The sequence below is a fragment of the Jiangella gansuensis DSM 44835 genome, assembly GCF_000515395.1.
In the GTDB taxonomy this organism is placed as follows: domain Bacteria; phylum Actinomycetota; class Actinomycetes; order Jiangellales; family Jiangellaceae; genus Jiangella; species Jiangella gansuensis.
Window position 1 is genome coordinate 2,660,715 of sequence record NZ_KI911782.1, and the last position, 21,605, is coordinate 2,682,319.

24 protein-coding genes are annotated in these 21,605 nt (G+C 72.5%); 10 read left to right on the top strand and 14 right to left on the bottom strand.

The window, feature by feature from the left end; genetic code table 11:
* Positions 1 to 145: 145 nt before the first annotated feature.
* A complete protein-coding gene (gene hemG, locus JIAGA_RS0112800; protein ID WP_035812488.1) occupies positions 146 to 1,588 on the top strand; it encodes a protoporphyrinogen oxidase in 1,443 nt (480 codons plus the stop codon).
* Positions 1,585 to 2,295, top strand: a complete 711-nt coding sequence (gene hemQ / locus JIAGA_RS0112805) for a hydrogen peroxide-dependent heme synthase (RefSeq protein ID WP_026875970.1) — start codon at positions 1,585 to 1,587, stop codon at positions 2,293 to 2,295. Before hemG ends, hemQ begins: the two co-directional genes overlap by 4 nt.
* Positions 2,296 to 2,301: 6 nt before the next feature.
* On the opposite strand, the gene JIAGA_RS0112810 is transcribed toward hemQ, so the two are convergent.
* The 3 genes from JIAGA_RS0112810 to msrB form a co-directional block, all read right to left on the bottom strand.
* Positions 2,302 to 2,880 carry a hypothetical protein gene (locus JIAGA_RS0112810; RefSeq protein WP_157553109.1) on the bottom strand — a complete coding sequence of 193 codons (579 nt, stop codon included), beginning with the start codon at positions 2,878 to 2,880 and terminating at the stop codon, positions 2,302 to 2,304.
* A 345-nt stretch (positions 2,881 to 3,225) separates the two neighbouring features.
* Entirely contained in the window at positions 3,226 to 3,678 is a 453-nt protein-coding gene (locus JIAGA_RS0112820; RefSeq protein ID WP_026875972.1) for a GNAT family N-acetyltransferase, read from the bottom strand.
* Complete coding sequence (gene msrB, locus JIAGA_RS0112825) at positions 3,675 to 4,079, bottom strand: peptide-methionine (R)-S-oxide reductase MsrB (protein ID WP_026875973.1); 405 nt, start codon at positions 4,077 to 4,079, stop codon at positions 3,675 to 3,677. Before msrB ends, JIAGA_RS0112820 begins: the two co-directional genes overlap by 4 nt.
* Before the next feature lie 94 nt (positions 4,080 to 4,173).
* Between msrB and JIAGA_RS34545 the strand changes: the two genes are divergently transcribed.
* A complete protein-coding gene (locus JIAGA_RS34545) occupies positions 4,174 to 4,338 on the top strand; it encodes a hypothetical protein (RefSeq protein WP_157553112.1) in 165 nt (54 codons plus the stop codon).
* A gap of 24 nt (positions 4,339 to 4,362) precedes the next feature.
* On the opposite strand, the gene ligD is transcribed toward JIAGA_RS34545, so the two are convergent.
* The 4 genes from ligD to JIAGA_RS0112850 form a co-directional block, all read right to left on the bottom strand.
* The gene (gene ligD / locus JIAGA_RS0112835; protein WP_026875974.1) at positions 4,363 to 5,409 is read right to left on the bottom strand and encodes a non-homologous end-joining DNA ligase; all 1,047 of its coding nucleotides are present in this window, start codon (positions 5,407 to 5,409) and stop codon (positions 4,363 to 4,365) included.
* Entirely contained in the window at positions 5,406 to 6,011 is a 606-nt protein-coding gene (locus JIAGA_RS29485) for a hypothetical protein (protein ID WP_051426026.1), read from the bottom strand. Before JIAGA_RS29485 ends, ligD begins: the two co-directional genes overlap by 4 nt.
* Before the next feature lie 156 nt (positions 6,012 to 6,167).
* Complete coding sequence (locus JIAGA_RS0112845) at positions 6,168 to 7,244, bottom strand: ATP-dependent DNA ligase (protein WP_026875975.1); 1,077 nt, start codon at positions 7,242 to 7,244, stop codon at positions 6,168 to 6,170.
* Between the two features lie 121 nt (positions 7,245 to 7,365).
* Entirely contained in the window at positions 7,366 to 8,058 is a 693-nt protein-coding gene (locus tag JIAGA_RS0112850) for a dihydrofolate reductase family protein (protein ID WP_026875976.1), read from the bottom strand.
* A 23-nt stretch (positions 8,059 to 8,081) separates the two neighbouring features.
* On the opposite strand from JIAGA_RS0112850, the gene zapE reads away from it, so the two are divergent.
* The gene (gene zapE, locus JIAGA_RS29490; protein WP_035812490.1) at positions 8,082 to 9,119 is read left to right on the top strand and encodes a cell division protein ZapE; all 1,038 of its coding nucleotides are present in this window, start codon (positions 8,082 to 8,084) and stop codon (positions 9,117 to 9,119) included.
* A 14-nt stretch (positions 9,120 to 9,133) separates the two neighbouring features.
* On the opposite strand, the gene JIAGA_RS0112860 is transcribed toward zapE, so the two are convergent.
* A complete protein-coding gene (locus JIAGA_RS0112860) occupies positions 9,134 to 11,449 on the bottom strand; it encodes an AAA family ATPase (protein WP_084469652.1) in 2,316 nt (771 codons plus the stop codon).
* 124 nt (positions 11,450 to 11,573) lie between these two features.
* On the opposite strand from JIAGA_RS0112860, the gene JIAGA_RS0112865 reads away from it, so the two are divergent.
* From JIAGA_RS0112865 to JIAGA_RS0112875, 3 genes are all read left to right on the top strand, one after another.
* Entirely contained in the window at positions 11,574 to 12,416 is an 843-nt protein-coding gene (locus JIAGA_RS0112865) for a PPK2 family polyphosphate kinase (RefSeq protein ID WP_026875978.1), read from the top strand.
* Positions 12,417 to 12,544: 128 nt separating this feature from the next.
* Entirely contained in the window at positions 12,545 to 12,850 is a 306-nt protein-coding gene (locus JIAGA_RS0112870; RefSeq protein ID WP_026875979.1) for a hypothetical protein, read from the top strand.
* Positions 12,847 to 13,104 carry a WhiB family transcriptional regulator gene (locus tag JIAGA_RS0112875; RefSeq protein ID WP_051426027.1) on the top strand — a complete coding sequence of 86 codons (258 nt, stop codon included), beginning with the start codon at positions 12,847 to 12,849 and terminating at the stop codon, positions 13,102 to 13,104. The genes JIAGA_RS0112870 and JIAGA_RS0112875 overlap by 4 nt, the downstream gene beginning before the upstream one ends.
* Here JIAGA_RS0112875 and cobA read toward each other — a convergent pair.
* From cobA to JIAGA_RS0112895, 4 genes are read right to left on the bottom strand one after another with little or no spacing between them, the layout of a single operon-like run.
* Complete coding sequence (gene cobA / locus JIAGA_RS0112880) at positions 13,091 to 14,293, bottom strand: uroporphyrinogen-III C-methyltransferase (RefSeq protein ID WP_026875981.1); 1,203 nt, start codon at positions 14,291 to 14,293, stop codon at positions 13,091 to 13,093. The two genes, JIAGA_RS0112875 and cobA, sit on opposite strands and share 14 nt — an antisense overlap.
* The gene (locus tag JIAGA_RS0112885) at positions 14,293 to 14,988 is read right to left on the bottom strand and encodes a phosphoadenylyl-sulfate reductase (RefSeq protein ID WP_026875982.1); all 696 of its coding nucleotides are present in this window, start codon (positions 14,986 to 14,988) and stop codon (positions 14,293 to 14,295) included. The genes cobA and JIAGA_RS0112885 overlap by 1 nt, the downstream gene beginning before the upstream one ends.
* Positions 14,985 to 15,179: a hypothetical protein gene (locus JIAGA_RS0112890; protein WP_026875983.1), complete on the bottom strand. Its 195-nt coding sequence runs from the start codon at positions 15,177 to 15,179 to the stop codon at positions 14,985 to 14,987. The genes JIAGA_RS0112885 and JIAGA_RS0112890 overlap by 4 nt, the downstream gene beginning before the upstream one ends.
* Before the next feature lie 10 nt (positions 15,180 to 15,189).
* A complete protein-coding gene (locus tag JIAGA_RS0112895; protein ID WP_026875984.1) occupies positions 15,190 to 16,851 on the bottom strand; it encodes a nitrite/sulfite reductase in 1,662 nt (553 codons plus the stop codon).
* A 463-nt stretch (positions 16,852 to 17,314) separates the two neighbouring features.
* On the opposite strand from JIAGA_RS0112895, the gene JIAGA_RS0112905 reads away from it, so the two are divergent.
* Positions 17,315 to 17,701: an LPS-assembly lipoprotein LptE gene (locus JIAGA_RS0112905; protein ID WP_026875985.1), complete on the top strand. Its 387-nt coding sequence runs from the start codon at positions 17,315 to 17,317 to the stop codon at positions 17,699 to 17,701.
* Between the two features lie 173 nt (positions 17,702 to 17,874).
* Here the strand turns inward: JIAGA_RS0112905 and JIAGA_RS35935 are convergent, their stop codons facing one another.
* Entirely contained in the window at positions 17,875 to 18,009 is a 135-nt protein-coding gene (locus JIAGA_RS35935; protein ID WP_281172692.1) for a hypothetical protein, read from the bottom strand.
* A complete protein-coding gene (locus JIAGA_RS0112915; RefSeq protein WP_026875986.1) occupies positions 18,006 to 19,628 on the bottom strand; it encodes an acyl-CoA dehydrogenase family protein in 1,623 nt (540 codons plus the stop codon). The genes JIAGA_RS35935 and JIAGA_RS0112915 overlap by 4 nt, the downstream gene beginning before the upstream one ends.
* Positions 19,629 to 19,651: 23 nt before the next feature.
* Here JIAGA_RS0112915 and JIAGA_RS0112920 point away from each other — a divergent pair, with 23 nt between their 5' ends.
* Both JIAGA_RS0112920 and JIAGA_RS29495 read left to right on the top strand, forming a co-directional pair.
* Positions 19,652 to 20,575 carry a pseudouridine-5'-phosphate glycosidase gene (locus tag JIAGA_RS0112920; RefSeq protein WP_035812492.1) on the top strand — a complete coding sequence of 308 codons (924 nt, stop codon included), beginning with the start codon at positions 19,652 to 19,654 and terminating at the stop codon, positions 20,573 to 20,575.
* A complete protein-coding gene (locus JIAGA_RS29495; RefSeq protein ID WP_051426028.1) occupies positions 20,572 to 21,504 on the top strand; it encodes a carbohydrate kinase family protein in 933 nt (310 codons plus the stop codon). The genes JIAGA_RS0112920 and JIAGA_RS29495 overlap by 4 nt, the downstream gene beginning before the upstream one ends.
* Positions 21,505 to 21,605 lie beyond the last annotated feature (101 nt).

The window sequence follows — 21,605 nt, forward strand, 5'->3', positions numbered from 1 at the left end:
CGCTGTCATGAGGTGGGACGGCAGCGGACGGCGCCGGGTTGCCGCCAGGCCGGTCACGATCGGGAAACGAGCAGGTCACGACGGCACCGGCGGGCCGGCGACGGGGTGGAGATCCCTGCTCGTGCCGTGGACCCGTGCGGGTGCGATGCTGGAGGACGTGACCAAGGTGCGGATCGGCGTCGTCGGCGGTGGCATCAGCGGGCTCGCGGCGGCATGGTTCCTGCGGCGGTCCTTCGGGCCCGACGCCCAGATCATCGTGTTCGAGAAGAAGCCCGACGTCGGCGGCCACCTGCGGGTCTCCGACGTCGCCGGCGTGCCGGTCGACGAGGGCGCAGAGTCGTTGCTGGCCCGGCGCCCCGAAGCGGTGGAACTGGCCACGGAGGCCGGCCTGGCCGGCGACATCGTGCATCCGGCGGCCGTAGGAGCGGGACTGTGGAGCGGGGACCGCATCCGGCCCATGCCCACGGGCACGGTCATGGGCGTGCCGGCCGACCCGGCACGACTGGCCGGCCTGCTGTCGTCGGCCGAGGTCGCCGCCGCCCGGGCCGCCGACGCAGAATCAGCCGGGCTGCCGCTGACGGAGGACGTCGCGATCGGCCGGCTGGTGCGCTCCCGGTTCGGGGCGGCCGTCGCCGACCGGCTGGTGGAACCGCTGCTCGGCGGGGTCTACGCGGGCCGGGCGGATGAGCTCTCCCTGGACGCGACCGTGCCGGCGCTGGCGGCGGCCGCCCGGACCCACACCTCGCTGGCGGCAGCCGTGGCGGCGGCCGGCGCGGCGGCTCGTCCGCCGGACTCCACGGCCGGCCGGGCACCGGTCTTCGCCGGGCTGCGCGGCGGCGTGGGCAGGCTGCCAGCCGCGGTCGCGGTGGCCGCCGAGGCCGACGTGCGGACCGGCGTGACGGTGCGTTCGCTGGAACGCCGCCCCGACGGCTGGCGGCTGATCACCGGCCCGGTGCCGGACCCGGTTGCCGTGGACGTCGACGCCGTCGTGGTGGCGACGCCTGCGAGCGCGGCGGCCCGGCTGTTGGGACCGGTGGTACCGGCCGCGGGAACGGAGCTGGCCGGCATCGAGTCCGCGAGCATGGCCATCGTGACGCTCGCGGTGCCGGCCGCGGGATTCGGCCAGCCGCCGTCGTCGTCGGGATTCCTGGTGCCGCCGGTCGACGGACGCGCCGTCAAGGCGGTGACGTACTCGTCGGTGAAGTGGCCCTGGCTGGGCTCGCGGACCGGTGACCTGGTCCTGCTGCGGGCATCGCTGGGCCGGCACCGGGAGGTCGCGCAACTGCAGCGCGACGACGACGAGCTGGTGGCGGCCGTCCGGGCCGACCTGCACGCCGCGGTCGGGTTCAGCGGCGAGATCGTGGACGCGCGGGTCACCCGGTGGGGCGGTGCGCTGCCGCAGTACGCCGTCGGGCACCTCGACCGGGTGGCCCGGGTGCGCGCCGCCGTCGCCGAGGTGCCGGGGCTGGCCGTCTGCGGCGCCGTGTACGACGGCGTCGGCGTCGCGGCCTGCGTCGGGTCGGCCCGCGACGCCGCGGCCAGGGTGGTCGCGGACCTGTCGGAGCGGCGTGTCAGGATCGACTCATGACCGACGCGCCCACCCCGTCCCGGCCCAAGGCACGGGAGCTCAACCAGGTGATCCGCTACACCATGTGGTCGGTGTTCCGGCTGCGTGCGCCGCTGGGTCCGGGCGACCGGTCCGGGCTGGCCGCCGAGGTGTCCGACCTGTTCGCCGAGCTCGCCGGCAAGGACGTCGTCGTGCGGGGTACGTACGACGTCGCCGGGCTGCGCGCCGACGCCGACGTCCTGGTGTGGTGGCACGCACCGGCCGTCGAGGAGCTGCAGGCCGCCTACCAGCGGTTCCGCTCCACGGTGCTGGGCCGCCAGCTCGACCCGGTGTGGTCGCAGGTTGCGTTGCACCGGCCGGCGGAGTTCAACAAGAGCCACATCCCGGCCTTCCTCGCCGACGAGGAACCGCGTGCTTACGTGTGCGTCTACCCGTTCGTGCGCTCCTACGAGTGGTACCTGCTGCCGGACGCCGAACGGCGCGGCATGCTCGCCGAACACGGCCAGATGGCCCGCGACTACCCGGACGTGCGTGCCAACACGGTCGCGTCGTTCGCGCTGGGCGACTACGAGTGGATGCTGGCCTTCGAGGCCGACGAGCTGCACCGCATCGTCGACCTCATGCGCCATCTGCGCGGGTCGACGGCGCGGCGGCACGTCCGCGAGGAGACGCCGTTCTACACCGGCCGGCGGCTCGAGGTCGCTGAACTCGTCGCAGGGCTGCCGTAGGGGCGGTCACTCGATCTGGATCTCGACCGGGCCGCCGTACAGCATGAGCTCGCCGATGGCGCGGTCGGACGTGCTGGCGGCGTTGCTGACCCGCAGCTCGACGTAGACGTCGTAACGGCCGGGTTGGAGTGGTTCGTGCCACGGCTGGGTGACGTCGGACGGAACGCACTGGCGCACGAACGAGTGCACGTCGTAGGTGGCGCTCTCGCCGGGGGCCAGGCTCAGCGGCTGGGCGACCGCACGTTGGGGACCTGGCTCGGTCACGACGGTGCCGTCGCGGGTGACCCAGCTGTCGGGGCCAGGGCTGGTCGAGCCGGTGATGTGCTCGTCGCCGGTGTTGGTGACCGTCGCGGTGCCGATCGGGCCCTCGTCCCCGGGATCCACCACCGGTTCGAGGTCGATCTCCAGATCCAGTGGGCCGTCGGGCGCGGGGTCGTGGGTGCGAAGCTGCGAGCCACAGCCCAGGGCGCTGAACGTGAGCTGTTCTGGATCCGGCGCGGGCGTGGCGACGACAGGCGGCGGTGTTGGGCCGTCGCCGGTGAGGAGGGCTGTACCGGCCACGGCGGCGCCCGTGACGGTGAGCACGGCGGCACCGCCGGTCGCGGCAAGCCGGGTCCGTCGGCGGCGGACGATCCGGTGGCGCACGCCGTCCAGGTCGAGCCGGCCGGCGCCGGGCGCGCTGTCCGCCCCTGCACCAGGTCCGCGGCGTCGGCGGCATTGCCGGTCAGCAGGTACGCGTACCGCAGCAGCGCCGGCCCGCGCGTCTCGGCCAGCTCGGTATAGACCCGCTCCCAGCTCGCCACCCCGTCACCTCCCGCCCTCACCTACTGAGACGAACGGCGCCGCCGATCGGTTGGGGGGCTGGGGGCGCGGTCGCCCGGTGATCGACAGGGCGTCACCACCTGCCCAGGGGTGGCAACCCTCTGTCGATCACCGAGGGTGGCGCGCCATCGGCAGGTGCGGGATGTGCCCGTCCAGGAACTCCGGCCCCGTGACCTCGTAGCCGTAGCGGCGGTAGAAGTCGGCCAGATGCGACTGGGCGGCCAGCACACTGGTGCGGGCACCGATGTGCTCGATCGCGGCGGCCATGAGCCGGCCCGCCAGGCCGAGCCCGCGAGCGTCGGCGGCCACGACGACCCGGCCGATCCGGGCCGTTCCGTCCGGGTCCTCCAGGACACGCAGGTAGGCCACCGGCTCGTCGTCGCGGGCCAGCCAGATGTGGGTCGCCTCGGGTTCGAGGTCGCGGCCGTCGAGTTCGGCGTACGGGTCGCCCTGCTCGACGACGAAGACGTCGACGCGCAGCCGCAGCAGGCGGTACAGCGTCGCCGCGTCCAGGTCGCGGAACGCAGCCACCCGGAGCGTGAGGTCGTCGGCGAGTGTCACGCCGCCCGCCGCTGCAACGCGATGCCGTTGATGCAGTAGCGCAGGTCGGTGGGGGTGGGGAAACCCTCGCCGGAGAACACGTGACCCAGGTGCGAGCCGCACCGGGCGCAGCGCACTTCGGTGCGGACGCTGCCGAAGCTGCGGTCCTCGATGTACTCGACGCGGTCCTCGGCGAGCGGGGCGTAGAACGACGGCCAGCCGCACTGGGCGTCGAACTTGGTGCCCGTGGCGAACAGTTCCGCGCCGCAGGCCCGGCACGAGTACACATAGGGCTGGTCGTCGGCGTGTTCCAGCGGGCTGGTGCCGGCCCGTTCGGTGCCGGCCTCACGCAGCACGTGGTACTCCTCGGGCGTCAGTTCCGCCCGCCACTCGGCATCGCTCTTGTCCACCTCATAAGGCATGACACCGAACCTAGTCGGGTCCGGCCGGAAAGGCGGCATGGCGTCGGAGATCAGGGGGAATCCTGACCATGGAACCCCTGATCTGGGAGGCGTCATGGACGTGCTGATCCTCATCGGGCGGATCCTGTTCGCTGTCGTCTTCGTCGGCAGCTCAGTGGCCCATCTCACCGACAAGGGGTCGATGGCCGGGTACGCCGAGAGCCGCGGTGTGCGGCCAGACGCCCCGTTCACGCTCACCGATCCGCTGTTCGACGTGTAGCGGTGCACCGTCCCCACGGGGCGGTCAGTCGAAGGTGGCGCGGCGGGAGGGCTGCACGCGCAGGGGCTCGCCGGGCATCTTCGGGTACTCCGGCGGGTACGGCATGTCGCCGAGGTCGTGGTCGCGTTCGTCGCGGGCGGCCAGTTCCAGCAGCGGCTCCAGGGAGTACGCGACCTCCGCCACCGCAGCGTGCGGGTCGCCGACCGAGGCGAACCGGGCCGGCATGGTGGTGATGTCGAAGTCCTCGGGCCGGGCGTCGTCGACCTCGTCCCAGCGCAGCGGCGCGGAGACCGTCGCGCGCGGCCGCGGCCGCACAGAGTAGGCCGAGGCGATGGTGCGGTCGCGGGCCATCTGGTTGAAGTCGATGAAGATGCGCTCGCCGCGTTCTTCCTTCCACCAGCTCATGGTGACGTGGTCGGGCATGCGCCGTTCCAGCTCGCGCCCGAACGCGATGACCGCGCGCCGGGCCTGCACGAAGTCCCACTCGGGCCGCACCGGCACGTACAGGTGCAGGCCGCGACCGCCGGACGTCTTCGGGAAACCCTCCATGCCCAGGTCGTGCAGGAGCGCCCGGGCCTCGTGGGCGACCTTGATGGCGTCGGCGTAGTCGGTGCCCGGCTGCGGGTCGAGGTCGATGCGCAGCTGGTCGGGATGATCGACGTCGCCGCGGCGCACCGGCCACGGGTGGAACGTCAGCGTGCCCAGGTTGGCGGCCCAGGCGACGACGGCCACCTCGGTGGGGCAGACCTCGTCGGCGGTGCGTCCGCTCGGGAACGTCACCTGCGAGGTCTCGACCCACGACGGCGCACCCTTCGGCACCCGCTTCTGGTAGAAGGCGTCGCCGCGGTTGTCCTGCCGGGTGGAGAGCCGAGCGCCTTCGAAGACGCCGGCCGGCCAGCGCTCCAGGGTGGTGGGCCGGTCGCGCAGCGCGCCCAGGATGCCGTCGCCCACGGCGAGGAAATACTTGACGACGTCGCGCTTGGTGAGCCCACGCTCGGGAAAGTACACCTTGCTGGGGCTGGACACCCGGACAGTGCGGCCGCCGGCCTCGATCTCGATGGCTTCCTTCATGCGGTGTCGTTGTCGATGCGGTGGTTGTGCTCCTGCGCGGCCTCGGCCTCCCAGTCCGGTTCGCCGCGGGCCAGCAGGTGGAGCACCGGCACCTGGAGCCGGCGGCGGGCCCGCGCGGTCCAGTCGACGTGGAACAGCTCGGCGATCACGTGCGGCCGGGTGAGGATGATGACCTCGGCGGCGCCACACTCCTGCACCAGGGTGCACAGGCGATCCAGCGGATCGGTCGCGGTGACCTCGCCGCCGGCCTGGGCGCCGACACCGGCGAACGCGCGCAGCGATTCGGCCAGCGCCTGCTTGCTCGCCTCGCGGATCTCCTCGTGCACCCGCTCCAGGTCAGCCTCGTCGACGTACATGGCGGCGGTGCCCATGACCTCGCTCGCCGCGAGGGAGCCGATGGTGGATTCGACCCGGCTGGCGGCATCCTCGACAGGGATCAGGACGTGGTAATGCACCGGCTCAGGGGTATCGGTGTGGAGCGCGACGATCTGCCGGGCATCCCACTCGCCGACAGGCTCTTCGACCAGTACCACGATGTTGTACGACATGGCCCACCTCCACGGGTCGGCGCCGGGCTCGGCGTCGGCATGGTCCGGCACCATACAGGGCTGCCTCCATTGTCCCTCAGACCCGGCAGCATAGGCGAGACCGACGTCCGGTGCGGGCCGGACGCGCCAGCGTTGACCGGCCGGCGGGGGCCGCAGGCGCCGCCCGGTGCGCGCCGGCCGCGCGACGCTTCACCGGCCGCGGCCAGGGGTTCAGACGCGGCCGGTGGCAAGGACGTCGGCGAGGTCGAACTTCACCGGCTCCTCCAGTTGGGCGTACGTACACGATCGCGGCTCGCGGTCGGGCCGCCAGCGCACGAACTGCGCCGTGTGCCGGAACCGCACGCCTTCCATGTGGTCGTACCGCACCTCGACCACCCGCTCGGGGCGCAGTGGCACGAACGAGAGGTCCTTGCCAGCACTCCAGCGGCTGTACTCGGCGTTGCGCGGGGTGCGGGTGCCTTCCTCCTGCTTCGCCCACGACCAGGGGTGGTCGTCGAACGAGGTGACCAGCGGCTGCAGCTCCTCGAAGAGCTCCTGGCGCCGTGCCATGGGAAACGCCCCGATGACCCCGACGCTGGCCAGGACGCCGTCGTCGTCGTACAGGCCCAGAAGCAGCGAGCCGATGCGGTCCGGGCCGCTCTTGTGCACCCGATAGCCGGCGACCACACAGTCGGCGGTGCGCTCGTGCTTGATCTTGAACATGACCCGCTTGTCGGGCTGGTAGGTGCCGTCCAACGGTTTGGCGATGACGCCGTCGAGCCCGGCGCCCTCGAACTGATGGAACCACTGCTCGGCCAGCGCCTTGTCGGTGGTGGCGGCGGTGACGTGGACGGGGGCATCGGCGCTGGCCAGCGCGTCGACGAGGGCGGCGCGCCGCTCGCGGAACGGCCGGCCGGTGTAGTCGGTGTCGTCGAGCGCCAGCAGGTCGAACGCGACGAACCGGGCGGGGGTGGTCTCGGACAGCATGGTCACCCGGCTGACGGCGGGGTGGATGCGCTGCTGCAGCAGTTCGAAGTCGAGGCGGTCGCCGGACGGGCCGATGAGCACGATCTCGCCGTCGATGACGCACCGCGGCGGCAACTGCGCGCGGAAGGCCTCGACCAGCTCCGGGAAGTAGCGTGTCATGGGCCGCTCGTTGCGGCTGCCGATCTCGACCTTGTCGCCGTCGCGGAAGATGACCGAGCGGAAGCCGTCCCACTTCGGCTCGAAGCTGAGATCGCCGTCGGGGATGCCCTTGACGGGCTTGGCCAGCATGGGCGCCACGGGCGGCAGGACCGGGAGTCGCATGCGGCTCAGTCTGGCACGCCGTTCCGACAGGGCAAGCCGCCATGCGGGCTTCTCCCGCTCCACCGGGCAAGCATGGGTGGTGGAGCGGGAACACCCCAACAGCCACGTGATCATGTGAGGGTCAGTCGCGCCGCGCCAGCCACCGCGACAACAGCGTGCCGCCGTCCTCCAGCAGGTGCCCGAGCGTCCAGTCGCTCTCCAGCGCCTGCGGGGTCTCGACCAGACGCGCCGACCGCCCGCCGACCATGGCCGGGGTCATCGTGTAGCACAGCTCGTCCAGGCAACCGGCGGCCACGAGGTGCCCGAGCAGGTACGGACCACCCTCGCAGAGGACGCGGGTGAGGCCCCGGTCGGTGAGTTCCCGCAGCGCCGTGTGCACGTCCACCGAGGTGTCGCCGGCGACGACGACGTCGGCGACCTCGGCGAGCGCGGTGCGCCGCTCAGCCGGTGCGGCGTCCACGGTGAGGATGATGGTGCGGTGCGTCGCCTCGGTGAACAGCGCAGCCGCGGGGTCCAGGTCCAGCCGGGCGCTGACGACGGCGATCGGCCGGGCGGCGGGTCCGTACTTCTCGGCGCGCACGGTGCCGGCGCCGGCCAGCACGACGTCGGACAGCCGCCGCAGCAGGGACAGGACGACGCGGTCCGGTGGGCTGGACACCGTCGCCGACCGGCCGTTGGGGCCCTGCGTCGCGCCGTCGAGGCTGGTGACCATGTTGGCGCGCACCCAGGAGGCCGTGCCGGAGAGCGCAGGGTAGGCGTAGGCCGCCTCGAGGTCGACGGGTCCAGGGGCCTGGGGCGGATAGAGCTGCTGCACACCAGAACCCTACGATCGAGGCCATGCCGCAGCGCCTCGCCGACCGCCGGCCGGACGTCCCCGTGTCGCGGCTCATCGCCGACATGGTGCCGCCGCCCCGGTTCGACGCCGTCCGGTTCGAGACCTATCGGGCCGACCCAGCGGTGCCCAGCCAGGCGGCCGCGGTGGAGGTGGCCCGGGCGTTCGCGGCCTCCGTGGGCAGCACCGCGGGGCGGACTCGCGGCTGGCTGCGGCGGCGCGCCTCGTCGCCGGCGTCCGCACCGGCCGTCACCGGGCTGTACTTCGACGGCGGCTTCGGGGTCGGCAAGACGCACCTGCTGGCGTCGCTGTGGCACGCCGCGGAGCTCCCGGCGGAGCAGAAGCTGTTCTGCACGTTCGTCGAGCTGACGAATCTGGCCGGGGCGCTCGGCTTCGCCCCGGCCGTCAGCGCGTTGAGCGCGCACCGGCTGGTCTGCGTCGACGAGTTCGAGCTGGACGACCCCGGCGACACCGTCCTCGTGTCCACCATGCTCGGCCGGCTCGCCGAACAGGGTGTCCGGCTCGCCGCCACCAGTAACACGCTGCCCGACCAGCTGGGGGAGGGCCGGTTCGCCGCGGCGGACTTCCTGCGCGAGATCCAGCGCCTGGCCGACCGCTTCCAGGTGGTGCGGGTCGAGGGTGAGGACTACCGGCACCGCGGCCTGCCACGCGCGCCCGACCCGGTCGCCGATGCCGTCGTCACTTCCAGCGCCACCGGCGACGACGTCACGCTCGACGACTTCGACGCGCTCACCGCCCACCTCGCCACCGTGCACCCCTCGCGGTACGGGCCGTTGCTCGACGGCGTCCGGCGCGTGCACGTGCGCGGGGTCCGGACCGTCGACGACCAGGCGACGGCGCTGCGACTGGTGGTACTGGCCGACCGGCTCTACGACCTCGACGTACCCGTCGTCGCCGGCGGGGTGGCCCTGGACCGGCTGTTCACGCCGGAGCTGCTGGCCGGCGGCTACCGCAAGAAGTACGTCCGGGCGATCAGCCGGCTCACCGCGCTCAGCCGGGACGGCGCGGCATCAGCCGGGTGATCGACAGGGCGTCACTACCCCTCCACGGACAGCAACCCCCTGTCGATCACCGGCGGGAGCGGCGCCGTGTGCACCAGGATCAGCCGCTGCGTCGGCCGGGTGACGGCGACGTAGAGGTCGGTGGCGCCGCGCGCGGACTCCACCAGGAGCTCCGCGGGCTCCACCACGACCACCACGTCGAACTCCAGCCCCTTGGCCTGGCTCACGGTCAGCACCGTGACCGGCGCGTCGAGGGCGTCGGCGCTGGTGGCCTGTGACACGGCGTCCGGCAGCGCGTCCGCCAGACCGGCGTGCACCGTGTCGAGCCGGGCGGCCGGGACGATGACCGCTACCCGACCCGGCCCGATGGCGTCGATCTCGGCCCGTGCCAGGTCGGCCAGCCGGGGGAGCAGGTCGTCCGCGCCCACGCGTACCGACCGCGGCCGTTCCCCGGTGGAGCGCACCGAGGTGGGCGGGTGCAGGTCCGGGGCGATCGACGCCAGCACGCTGGCAGCCAGGTCCATGACCTCGCTCGGTGTGCGGTAGTTGACCGTCAGCGTCTCCTGTCGCCACCGGCCCGGCACGTGCGGTTCGAGCACGTCCGCCCACGAGCGGGCGCCCGCGGCAGCCCCGGTCTGGGCGATGTCGCCGACGACGGTCATGGAACGGCCCGGGGCCCGGCGCATGACCATCCGCCAGGCCATCGGGGACAGTTCCTGTGCCTCGTCGACGATGACGTGCCCGTACGACCAGGTGCGGTCGGCGCCGGCACGTTCGGCGACGCTGCGACGGGCCTCACCACTGCGGTAGCGGGCCGCCACCACCTCCGGGTCGACCGGGACGTCCAGGTCCAGCTCGTCGAGCAGTTCGCGGGCGTACTGGACCTCGGCCTCCTCACGCAGCCGGGCCAGCCGGGCGGCCTCGTCCGGGTCGTCGACCTCGCCCAGCAGTTCGGCCGCCTCGTCGAGCAACGGAACGTCGGCCGTGGTCCAGGCCGCGCCGTCACGGTCCTCGGTGCGCAGGAGCAGCGCCCGCTCGGCGTCGGTGAGCGCGCCCGCGGCGGCGTCGAGCCGGCGCTGCGAGCCGAACAGGTCGGCGAGCAGCCGCTGCGGCGTCAAGGCCGGCCAGAGCTCGTCCAGCAGCGCGGCGATCGCAGGCTCATCGGCGAGGTCCCTGCGGATCTCGGCGAGATCGTCGTCGTCCAGGGAGTCCCCCAGCAGCCGGGCCTGCTCGGTGGCGAGGTGATTGAGCAGCTCACGGACGAAGACACTGCGCGCGATGTTGTGCGGGCGCCGGGATCGCCGGGCCCGGGTGCGCGCGGCCCGGACCGCCGGCGGCTCGAGGGTCAGCTCCAGCCGGTCGACCTTCAGCTCCACCGGGCCGTCCAGGAGGCGCTGCCGGTCGCGCACCGCGGCGGCGATGACCTCGGCCATCCGCGGGTCACCCTTCACGACGGCGACGGCATCCGGCTCGCCCTCGCCGTCGGCCTCGACCCCGGGTACCAGTTCGCCGACGGTGGACAACACCACGCCGGTTTCGCCCAGCGACGGCAGCACCTGGTCGATGTAGTGCAGGAACGTCCGGTTCGGGCCGACCACCAGGACGCCGTTCGAGCTGAGCCGGTCGCGATGGGTGTAGAGCAGGTAGGCCGCGCGGTGCAGCGCCGCCACCGTCTTGCCGGTACCCGGGCCGCCCTGGACCACCAGCACGCCGGCCAGGGGCGAGCGGATGATGCGGTCCTGCTCGGCCTGGATGGTGGCGACGATGTCGGACATGCGGCCGGTGCGGTGCGCCGTCAGGGACGCCAGCAGCGCGGCCTCGCCGCGTAGCGTGCCCTGACCGCCGGCCGGCATCGCATCCAGGTCGAACACCTCGTCGTCGACCGACAGCACGGTACGCAGCTTCGTCTGGATGTGCCGGCGGCGCACCACATCGCCGTGGTCGGCGGCGGTGGCACGGTAGAACGGTTCGGCGGCCGGAGCGCGCCAGTCGATCAGCAGCTGCTCGTATTCGTCGTCGGACAGGCCGATGCGGCCGATGTACGACGTCGGCCCGTCGCGGAAGTCGAGCCGGCCGAAGCACAGCCCGCGGTCCACGCTGCCCAGCCGTTCCAGCCGTTCCAGATCCCGCGCCACGAACGCCTCGCGGTCCCATACCGCCTGGTGTGTGCCGCCGCGTTCGCGGTACAGCGTGGCGAGCCGTTCGGCGAGCCGGGCCCGGAGTTCGTCGAGCCGTTCGTACAGCCGGGAAATGTACGGCTGTTCTTCAGCCACCGCGTCGTCGCGCCGCGCCGGTTCCTGTGCCGTGCCGTCACCCGAAAGGCGATTTGACAGATTCGCTTCCGTATTCATAGGCTGGATGACGTTCCCTTTCCTGGGCCCACATTCGACTCCCGTTGAGTCGCATCGACTTCCGCCGAATCGCTGATTATAGCGCTACTCTCCGGCCGCATTCGTTCTCGGTTAGAGTTGCCCGATGACGCAGGCTTCCTGGTCGCAGCTGCTCCGCCCGCCGGCCGGCCCGGTCGACCTCACCGCCGTCGACCCGCGCGCCACTCCCGGCTTCACGGGGAAGAAGGCCGACGGGCAGGCGGCGCTGCTGGCGCTCGAGCCCACCATCACCGACCTGCAGGAGCGGCTCTACGCCCACGGCCGCACCGACGGTCAGCGTCGATTGCTGCTGGTCACCCAGGGTATGGACACCTCCGGCAAGGGCGGCACCATGCGCAAGACGGTGGGCCTGATGGACCCGCAGGGCGTGGTCATCAAGGCATTCGGCGCGCCGACCGACACCGAGAAGCGGCGCGGGTTCCTGTGGCGCATTCGCCAAGCGCTCCCACCTGGCGGAAAGGTGGGCGTGTTCGACCGCAGCCACTACGAGGACGTCCTGGTGGCGCGGGTGCGCTCGCTGGCCTCGAAGGCCACGATCGAGCGGCGGTACGACGCCATCAACGAGTTCGAGCAGGAGTTGGCGGAGTCCGGCTGTGTCGTCGTCAAGGTCATGCTGCACATTTCTCGCGATGAACAGAAGGCGCGCCTGGCCGAGCGGTTGGACAACCCCACCAAGTACTGGAAATACAATCCCAAGGACATCGACGACCGCAAACTCTGGGACGACTTCCAACACGCTTACGAGATCGCGCTGGAGCGGTGCAACACCGACACGGCGCCATGGCATGTCATCCCCGCGGACCGCAAGTGGTACCGCAACCTGGCGGTCGCCCACCTGCTCGTCGAGCACCTGGAGGGCATGGGGCTCAGCTGGCCCCCGGCCGACTTCGACATCGAGGCCGAGAAGGCCCGTCTCGCCGTGTCCTGAGCCGGTTCGCGAGCCGCCGCCTACTCCCAGGGGAGTAGCCGGCAGCGCGTCGGCTACTCGAACCTGCGTACGTGGGGGCCGTCCCCGAGCGGACGACCTCCGCGAGCGAGACGACGAGGATCACTGCCGTGAACGCGGTCATCACCGAAGGTCGCCCGGCCGGCCCGGCCGGAGCGGACGTGGGTACGAGCATGGTCCCGGGCGTTGACACGTCCACCCTCACCGCCGAGCTACGCGAGCGCAGTGCCACCGTCATCGGTGCTGAGCTCCGGCGGCTGGCCGGCCGGGCACAGGGTCTGAGCGAGCGCGACCTGGAGGTGGTGGAAGCGGCGCTGGCCGAGCTCACCGAACGCCTGATCCTGGCGCCGCTGCGTGCGCTCCCGGGCCGGGCCGATCAGGTACGACAACTCTTCGGCCTCGAGGCCGGATCATGACGGCCCATCAGGCGGCGGGATGGTGGATCGATCGGGCAGCCTGCCGTGACGCCGACCCCGACCTCTTCTTCCCGCTCGGAGCCTCTGAGCACTCGCCGGTGCAGGTCGAGGCTGCCGCCGCCGTCTGCGCGGGATGCCCCGTCACCGCGCAGTGCCTGACCTGGGCACTGGACACCGGTCAGGACCACGGCATCTGGGCCGGGACGACGCCGGAAGAGCGCCGGACGATGCGCCGGGCGCTCAGCCGCCGGTGACCGCCAGCGCCGCGACGTCGCCGACGACGACGACGGCCGGCGGCCGGACGCCCACCTCCGCGGCCCGTCGGGCGAGCTGCGACAGCGGGGCGGTCGTGACCCGCTGACGGGGGCCGAAGCCGTCCTCGACCAGTGCGGCCGGCGTCGCCGGGTCCATGCCGTGCGCGATGAGCTGCGCGGTCGTGTCCGCCAGCAGGCTGACGCCCATGAGGAACACGAGCGTCCCCTCGGTGCCGGCCAGGTTGGCCCAGTCGAGGCCCTCGTGTCCGGACACGACGGTGAACTGCTTGGCCAGGCCGCGGTGGGTCACCGGGATGCCAGCCGCGCCCGGCACGGCGATCGCGCTGGTGACGCCGGGAACCACGGTGACGTCGACGCCGGCGGCCCGGCAGGCGGCGGCTTCCTCGCCGCCGCGGCCGAGCACGAACGGGTCGCCGCCCTTGAGCCGGACGACGCGGCGGCCGGCCTGCGCGTGCTCGACGAGCAGCCGGTTGATCTGGTCCTGCGGGATCGGATGGTGGCCCGGCGTCTTGCCCACGTCGATGACCTGGACGTCGTCGTCGAGCTCGTCGAGCAGTGAGCGCGGCGCCAGCCGGTCGACGACGACGACGTCGGCTTCGGCCAGCAGCTGCCGGCCGCGGGTGGTGATGAGGCCCGAGTCGCCCGGGCCACCACCGACCAGCGCCACCGATCCGCGCAGCGGTGGCCGGGCCGGCCGCGTCGGCAGCTCGCCGGTCTCCAAGGCGGTCTGGACAGCGGTGCGCAGCCGGGCAGCCCGGCGCGGGTCGCCGCCGGTGCTGACCGCGACGATCACCTCGCCGACGCGGGCCACCGCCGGGGTCCACGCGGCCGAGCGGCCGGAGTCGTCGGCACGGACGCACCAGACCCGCTGGGCGTCGGCGGCCGCCGCGACGGCGTCGTCGACGTGCGCGTCCCCGGTCGCGGTGTGCACCAGCCAAGCGCCGTCCAGGTCGCCCTCGGCGTAGTCGCGCGGCGCCCACGACGCCCGCCGTTCCGCGATGAGCTCGGCCAGCGACTCGCAGACGAACGGCGCGACGACATGCAGGTCGGCGCCGGCGGCCGCGAGCGGACGGGCCCGCCGCGCCGCGACCGGCCCGCCGCCCACCACGACGACGCGCCGGCCCGTGACGTCGAGCAGCAGCGGATACCGGGCCGCGTCCCGGCTCATCAGATGTTGATCCCGCACTCGGTCTTCGACCGGCCCGCCCAGCGGCCGGCGCGGGCGTCCTCACCCGGCGCGACCGGCCGGGTGCACGGCTCGCAGCCGATGGACAGGAAGCCCAGCTCACGCAGCGGGTTGATCAGGATGTCGTGCTCGGCGACATACGCGTCGACCTGCTCGTCGGTCCAGGTGGCCAGCGGGTTCACCTTGACCTTGCCGCGCTTGGGGTCCCAGGCGACGACAGGGGTGTCGGCGCGGGTCGGCGACTCCGACCGGCGGACGCCACCGGCCCACGCGTCGTACGGCTTCAGCGCCCGGTCCAGGGGCCACACCTTGCGGATGGCGCAGCACAGGTCCGCGTCGATCTCGTACAGCTTGCCGTACTCCGCCTCGTGCTCAGGGACGCGCAGTGGGTGGGTGATGGTCTCGACCTCGACGTCGTACGTCGCCGCGATGGCGTCGCGGGTCCCGATGGTCTCGGCGAAGTGATAGCCGGTGTCCAGGAACAGCACCTTGATCCCCGGCACCGCCGTCGACGCGACGTGCGACAGCACTCCGTCGGCCATGGAGGCGGTGATGGCGAAGCGTTCGCCGAACGTCTCGTGCGCCCACCGGACGATCTCGCCGGCCGGAGCGTCTTCCAGGTTGCGTGCGGCGTCCAGAGCCAGTGCTTCCAGGGAGTTCGTCGGGCAGAGGGTCATCCTGCGCTCCTTCTGGTCGAGAGGCCGAGCAGCTTCACCGAGAAAACCCGCAGACAGGACCGGCACTCCCACGCGCCGTGCTCCACCGGCCGGCTGCGGCCCTCGGCTGAGGTGCTCACCTCGGCCCAAGGATGCAGATCCTCGTCGGAGCAGTAGGGGCAGTGCATGATCGCGGCCCTGGTCTCGCTCATCGTCATCGCCTCACTGCAGCGCCGAGTCGTCGGCCCGGGCCACCCACTGGGCGAACCGCTCACCGTCAGCGCGCTCGTCGACGAACCGCCGCACCACCCGCTCCACGTACTCGGGCAGCTCCGCGGCCGTGACCTTGTGGCCGCGCAGCTTGCGGCCGAACCCGGCGTCGAGTCCGAGGCCGCCGCCCAGGTGCACCTGGAAGCCTTCCTCGCCCTTGACGATCTGACCCTTCAACCCGATGTCGGCGACCTGGATGCGCGCGCACGAGTTCGGGCAGCCGTTGACGTGCAGCGAAATGGGCACGTCGATCTTGTCGGCGACGTCGGCCAGCCGGGTCTCCAGCGCTGTGACCGTGTCCGCCGCGAGCCCCTTCGTCTCGACGATGGCCAGCTTGCAGTACTCCAGGCCGGTGCAGGCCATGGTGTAACGGCGGAACGTGCTGGGGCGGGCGGCCAGGCCGATCGCGTCCAGTTCCGTGATCAGGGACTCGACCTGGTCGCCGTCGACATCCAGGATGACGAGCTTCTGGTGCGGCGTCGTGCGGATTCGCCCCGAGCCGTGCGCGGCGACCGCGTCGGCCAGCTTGGAGAGGATCGAACCGGACACCCGGCCCACCATCGGGGCCACCCCGATGTAGAAGCGGCCGTCCTTCTGCTCGTGGACGCCGACGTGGTCGTACGGCTCGACGTGCTCGGGCGGCGGCGGACCGTCCACGAGCCGACGTCCCAGGTACTCCTGTTCGAGGACCTCCCGGAACCTTTCGGCACCCCAGTCGTCGAGCAGGAACTTCAGTCGGGCCCGGTGCCGCAGCCGCCGGTAGCCGTAGTCGCGGAAGATGCCGACCACACCGGCCCACACCTCCGGGACCTCCTCCAACGGCACCCATGCGCCGAGCCGCACCGCGAGCTTCGGGTTCGTCGACAGCCCGCCACCGACCCACAGATCCAGGCCGGGACCGTGGTCCGGGTGGTTCACACCGACGAACGCGATGTCGTTGGCCTCGTGGACGATGTCCGGCAGGCCGCTGACGGCCGACTTGAACTTCCGCGGCAGGTTCGAGAACTCCGGCGAGCCGATGTAGCGGCGCTGGATCTCGTCGATGGCCCAGGTGGGATCGAGGACCTCGGCGGCGGAGATGCCGGCGACGGGGGAGCCCAGGATGACGCGCGGGGTGTCGCCGCACGCCTCCGTCGTGGACAGCCCGACCGCCTCCAGCTTCTCCCAGATGACGGGCACGTCCTCGACCCGGATCCAGTGCAGCTGGATGTTCTGCCGATCGGTGACGTCAGCGGTGTCGCGGCCGTACGTCGTCGAGATCTCGGCGATGGTGCGCAGCTGCTCCACCGACAGCGCGCCACCGTCGATGCGCACCCGCAGCATGAAGTACTCGTCGTCCAGCTCGTGCGGCTCCAGCACCGCCGTCTTGCCGCCCGGAATGCCGGGACGACGCTGCGTGTACAGCCCCCACCAGCGGAAACGGCCCCGTAGATCCTGCGGATCGATGCTGGCGAAACCACGCTTGCTGTAGACGTTCTCGATGCGGGCCCGGACGTTGAGCCCGTCGTCGTCCTTCTTGACCCGCTCGTTCGGGTTGAGCGGCTCAAGGTGGCCGAGGGCCCACTGCCCCTGGCCGCGAGGGCGCTTCTGGGTCGGCGTCTGGGTCGGAGGCATTCGCAGGCAGTCCTCGATGGAGTCGGGGACGCACGGTTCGCGCGGGTAGCGCTGCAGGTCATCGGCGACCTGGAGGATGCCGGCGCGACCGCGCGCCCGGCGGGGAAACCGGAGGGCGGTCTAGAGCGCCTGACAGAGCATGCTGTCCATGCGGCCGTAGTCGACGTGGCGTCGACTCACCAGCAGCAGCGGCAGGGCGGACAACATGTCGGTCATCGTGGCACGCGGCCGCGCTGATGACGAACCAGTCGTCCATGATGCGGACACCTGTGTCTCACATGCAGAGAAGTCCTACCAGTCCTATAGGCATTTCGGCCGGCCTGGAAATGATCACGTCCACCATGGGTGTTCCCGCTCCACCAGGAATGCTTGCCCCGGGACGTGTGAAGACGCCTGTGGGCGGGCGACGGTGATCGGCGCGCCGCGGTCCGGCGGGAATCCGGGCAAAACCTAGGATCGGCGGATGCAGCGATCGCTCCGCGTCACCGTCCTCCTCGCCGCCGGCGTCCTGTCCGGCTCCCTCGTCCTCTCCGGATGCGGCGAACAGCTCGATCAAGGACTGAACAACGTCGCCGCCAGCGCCCTCGAGGATGCCGTCAACCGGCAGCTCTCCGACGCCGGCATCACCCTCGAAGACGGGCCCGACTGCAGCACGGACCTCGCCCGCGACGGCGCGTCCCTGTCCGGCGACGCGACTTGCGATGCGGTCGCCGTGGACGGGCGGGCGGTGCGTGCGGAGTTCGACGGGACGCTGTCCAGCTCCGGCTGCAGCGGCTCCCTGGCCGTGTACGTCGACGACGCCGCGATCGCCCAGATCGACCAGATCCCGGACTGCTCCGTCTCGATGTGACGTCCGACGCCCGGCGCCGGCCTTCACCCGCGCCGGGCGGTTCCGCGTGCGCCGGGCGGTTCCGCGTGCGCCGGGCGGCCCACCAGGCGTACTCCCACTACGGGAGGCAAGCATTCCTGGTGGAGCGGGTACACGCATGGTCCACGTGATCATTTCGGACCGGCAGGCGCGGATCACTCGGAGGCGTGGCCGGTCGCCGGCTCGACGGGGCGCTGGTCGGTCTGGTGCTGGCAGTCACACCAGCTGCGGCCCTTCTGGTGGGCGGGGCAGTCGTCGTGCCGGTTCTGGGCGCAGGCGGTGCAGATCATGGTGCCTCCGGGGTGGCTCGGCGGATGATCGCGACCGTGTCGACGGCGTCCGGAAGCGTGCCGTACACCCCGTGGCGGCCGTCCAGGCGGCTGCCACAGAAGGCGTCCGCGACGGCGGCCGGCGCGTATCGGACGAGCAGACTGGCCTGCAGAAGCGCTGCCATGCGGCCGGCCAGCTCCCTCGCACGGCCCGGCGACGGTGCCGCTGCCAGCTCGGCGGTGGTCGCGGTCAGCGCATCGTCGAGCCGCCGGTCCTGCCCTTTGGCGGCTTCGACCTCGGTGCGCCAGGCGACGACGGCGTCCGGCTCGCGCTCCAGGACGCGCAGCAGGTCGAGCGCCTGGATGTTGCCGGCACCCTCCCAGATGGAGTTCAGCGGCGCCTCGCGGTACAGCCGCGGCATGCCGCTGTCCTCGACGTAGCCGTTGCCGCCCAGGCACTCCAGTGCTTCGGCGACGGCGCCCGGGGTGCGCTTGCAGACCCAGTACTTCGCCAGCGGCAGCCCGATGCGGCGCAGGGCCTGCTCGTGGGGGTCGTCGGCGCGGTCGACCGACGCGGCGAGCCGCATGCCCAGCGCCGTCGCCGCCTCGGATTCAACGGCCAGGTCGACGAGAACCGCGCGCATGAGCTCGGAGTCGGCCAGCGGGGCGCCGAACGCGGAGCGATGCGCGGCATGCCAGGTGGCCTCGGCCACCGCACGGCGCAGCAGCGCCGCCGACCCGAGCACGCAGTCGAGGCGGGTGGCGGCGACCATCTCGATGATGGTGGCGACCCCGCGGCCCTCGTCGCCGAGACGTTGCGCCAGCGCGCCCTCCAGTTCGATCTCAGCCGAGGCGTTCGCGCGGTTGCCCAGCTTGTCCTTGAGCCGTTGGATCCGCAGCGCGTTGCGGGTGCCGTCGTCGAGGACGCGTGGCAGGACGAAACAGGTCAGCCCGCCCGGTGCCTGAGCGAGGACGAGGAAGACGTCGTTCATGGGGGCGGAGCAGAACCATTTGTGCCCGGTGAGCCGGTACCAGCCGTCGCCGGCCGGTTCGGCGCGGGTGGTGTTGGCGCGGACGTCGGAGCCGCCCTGCTTCTCCGTCATCGCCATGCCGGCCAGCAGGCCCTGCTTCGTCGTGGGCGGCCGCAGCCCGGGGTCGTAGAGGCCGCCGAGCCGTGACGCCCACGCGTCGCCGGCCGCCGGATCGGTGCGCAACGCCGGTACGGCCGCATATGTCATGGACACCGGGCACAGGTGCGCGGACTCGACCTGGCTCCACACGATGAACTGCGCGGCGCGGGCAGCGTGGACGCCTGGCATCGGCCGGGCCCATGGGTCGGCGCTCAGGCCATGCGTGACGGCCGTGGACATGAGCCGGTGCCAGGACGGGTGGAACTCGACCTCGTCGATGCGGTGGCCGTAGCGGTCGTGGGTGCGCAGGACGGGCTCGTTGGCATCCGCCTCGCGGGCCCACTGCTGCGCTTCCGCGGACCCGGCCAGCCGGCCCAGGTGCTCCAGGTCGACGCGGTCGTCTGCCCACCCGTACCGGTCGAACGCCTCGACCAGCGCGGCGTCGGTGCCGAAGACGTCGTAGCCGGTGAGCGGTGGCGGCTGGTTGGTCACCTCGTGCGTGACGGCCATCTCGTCACGGTACCGTCCGGGGCATGCCCCCGGAACCGAGGATTCGCGTCCACGAGGAGGTACGCGCCGCGCTCGCGGCCGGCCGGCCCGTGGTCGCCCTGGAGAGCACGATCATCTCGCACGGCCTGCCAAAGCCGGACAACCTCGCGGTGGCCCGCGACATCGAGGCGACCGTGCGACGGCAGGACGCCGTGCCGGCCACCGTGGGGATGCTCCGCGGCGAGTTCGTCGTCGGCCTGGCCGACGACGAACTCGAGCGGCTGGCCGGCGCCGACGACGTCGTCAAGCTGTCGGTGCGTGACCTGCCGATCGCCGCGGCGGCCGGCGTCGACGGCGCCACGACGGTGGCCAGCACCAGCGCCGTCGCCGCGGCCGTCGGGATCGGGGTGTTCGCGACCGGCGGCCTCGGGGGAGTGCACCGGGGAGCGGCCGAGACGTTCGACGAGTCCGCCGACCTGACCACGTTGTCCCGGACGCCGATCGTCGTGGTGTGCGCCGGCGTGAAATCCATCCTGGACGTGGGCGCCACCCTGGAACGGCTCGAGACACTGGGCGTGGGCGTCGTCGGCTACGGGACGCGGCGGTTCCCGGGCTTCTATGTCACCGACAGCGGCTTCGACCTCGACTGGCGGCTGGACACGCCGGAGCAGATCGCGGCGGCATGGCGCGCGCACCGCGAATTTGCCGTGAACGAAGCAGCGCTGGTGGTTGCCAACCCGGTGCCACCAGAAGATCAGCTCGACCGCGACCTGCACGACCGCGTGCTGGCCGAGGGCCTCGAGATCGTGGCCCGGGACGGCGTGACGGGCAAGGAGGTCACGCCGGTGCTGCTGGCGCACTTCCACTCCGCCACCGCCGGGGCGAGCCTGGCCACGAACGTGCGCATCATCCTGGCGAACGCCGATCTCGCCGCGCGGGTCGCGGTGGCGCAGGCGCGGCGGCCATGATCGTCGTCGTCGGCGATGTCGTCACGGACGTGCTGGCCGTGCTCGACGGGGAGCTCGTGCCCGGGTCGGACACGCCGGCGACGGTGCGGGTGACGGGCGGCGGGCAGGGCGCGAACACCGCTGCCTGGCTGGCCGCGGCAGGGGTCGAGGTGACGTTCGTCGGCGCGGTCGGTGACGACGTGCCGGGCCGGGAGCGGGTGGCGGAGCTGCGGGCCGCGGGCGTTCGGGTCGACGTTGTCGCGCTGCCGGCTACCGGCACCGGCAGCGTCGTCGTGCTGGCCCGGGACGGGGAGCGCACCATGATCAGCGACCGTGCCGCCAACCGGCGGATCGATCCGGCGACGGCAACGGCCGCCGTCGCGACGGCCACCGGCCGGGGAGCCCGGCACCTGCATCTGTCCGGCTACACCCTTCTCGACGACGGCTCGCGCCCGGCCGGGCTGGCGGTGCTGCGCCTGGCCCGCGACGCCGGACTCACCACGAGCGTCGACGCGGCATCGGCAGCGCCGCTGCGAGCGGCTGGAGCAGATTTCCTGACCTGGGTGGACGGTGTCGACCTGCTGTTCGCCAACGCTGACGAGGCCGAGGCCCTGGGCGGTGATGCTGCCGCCGTGGCAGCGGCCACCGGGGCTGCGGTGGTGGTGAAGCTGGGTGCGGACGGTGCGGTGTGGGCCGACGCCGCAGCTGGGGTCGACGACGCCGGCGGGCGGCGGGTGCCGGCTAGACCGGCGACGGTGGTCGACCCGACCGGTGCCGGCGACGCCTTCGCGGCCGGGTTCCTGGCGGCGTGGGTCAGCGGCGCGGATGTCCCGGTGGCACTCGAAGCGGGCTGCCGGCTGGGCGCCGTCGCCGTCGGGTCCCTGGGGGCGCGCCCTGCCGCCGACGCGCGATATTCGGTGGCCGGCCGGGCCGGCCGCGGGCTACGGTGAGCGCGTCCGTCTACGCGCCAGCTCGACACGTCGGAGGAGGTGAGAGCCGTGTTCGCGGGTCACGTGCCCAGGTGCTCTCCCGCTTCGAGGCCGCCGCGTCG

Excerpts from the sequence above, each read along its gene's own strand:
- hemG (WP_035812488.1), top strand. The coding sequence starts at position 146 with ATGCTGGAGGACGTGACCAAGGTGCGGATCGGCGTCGTCGGCGGTGGC.
- hemQ (WP_026875970.1), top strand. The coding sequence starts at position 1,585 with ATGACCGACGCGCCCACCCCGTCCCGGCCCAAGGCACGGGAGCTCAAC.
- msrB (WP_026875973.1), bottom strand. The coding sequence starts at position 4,079 with ATGCCTTATGAGGTGGACAAGAGCGATGCCGAGTGGCGGGCGGAACTG.
- JIAGA_RS34545 (WP_157553112.1), top strand. The coding sequence starts at position 4,174 with ATGGACGTGCTGATCCTCATCGGGCGGATCCTGTTCGCTGTCGTCTTC.
- ligD (WP_026875974.1), bottom strand. The coding sequence starts at position 5,409 with ATGAAGGAAGCCATCGAGATCGAGGCCGGCGGCCGCACTGTCCGGGTG.
- JIAGA_RS29485 (WP_051426026.1), bottom strand. The coding sequence starts at position 6,011 with ATGGTGCCGGACCATGCCGACGCCGAGCCCGGCGCCGACCCGTGGAGG.
- JIAGA_RS0112845 (WP_026875975.1), bottom strand. The coding sequence starts at position 7,244 with ATGCGACTCCCGGTCCTGCCGCCCGTGGCGCCCATGCTGGCCAAGCCC.
- zapE (WP_035812490.1), top strand. The coding sequence starts at position 8,082 with ATGCCGCAGCGCCTCGCCGACCGCCGGCCGGACGTCCCCGTGTCGCGG.
- JIAGA_RS0112860 (WP_084469652.1), bottom strand. The coding sequence starts at position 11,449 with ATGAATACGGAAGCGAATCTGTCAAATCGCCTTTCGGGTGACGGCACG.
- JIAGA_RS0112865 (WP_026875978.1), top strand. The coding sequence starts at position 11,574 with ATGACGCAGGCTTCCTGGTCGCAGCTGCTCCGCCCGCCGGCCGGCCCG.
- JIAGA_RS0112875 (WP_051426027.1), top strand. The coding sequence starts at position 12,847 with ATGACGGCCCATCAGGCGGCGGGATGGTGGATCGATCGGGCAGCCTGC.
- cobA (WP_026875981.1), bottom strand. The coding sequence starts at position 14,293 with ATGAGCCGGGACGCGGCCCGGTATCCGCTGCTGCTCGACGTCACGGGC.
- JIAGA_RS0112885 (WP_026875982.1), bottom strand. The coding sequence starts at position 14,988 with ATGACCCTCTGCCCGACGAACTCCCTGGAAGCACTGGCTCTGGACGCC.
- JIAGA_RS0112890 (WP_026875983.1), bottom strand. The coding sequence starts at position 15,179 with ATGAGCGAGACCAGGGCCGCGATCATGCACTGCCCCTACTGCTCCGAC.
- JIAGA_RS0112895 (WP_026875984.1), bottom strand. The coding sequence starts at position 16,851 with ATGCCTCCGACCCAGACGCCGACCCAGAAGCGCCCTCGCGGCCAGGGG.
- JIAGA_RS0112905 (WP_026875985.1), top strand. The coding sequence starts at position 17,315 with ATGCAGCGATCGCTCCGCGTCACCGTCCTCCTCGCCGCCGGCGTCCTG.
- JIAGA_RS35935 (WP_281172692.1), bottom strand. The coding sequence starts at position 18,009 with ATGATCTGCACCGCCTGCGCCCAGAACCGGCACGACGACTGCCCCGCC.
- JIAGA_RS0112915 (WP_026875986.1), bottom strand. The coding sequence starts at position 19,628 with ATGGCCGTCACGCACGAGGTGACCAACCAGCCGCCACCGCTCACCGGC.
- JIAGA_RS0112920 (WP_035812492.1), top strand. The coding sequence starts at position 19,652 with ATGCCCCCGGAACCGAGGATTCGCGTCCACGAGGAGGTACGCGCCGCG.
- JIAGA_RS29495 (WP_051426028.1), top strand. The coding sequence starts at position 20,572 with ATGATCGTCGTCGTCGGCGATGTCGTCACGGACGTGCTGGCCGTGCTC.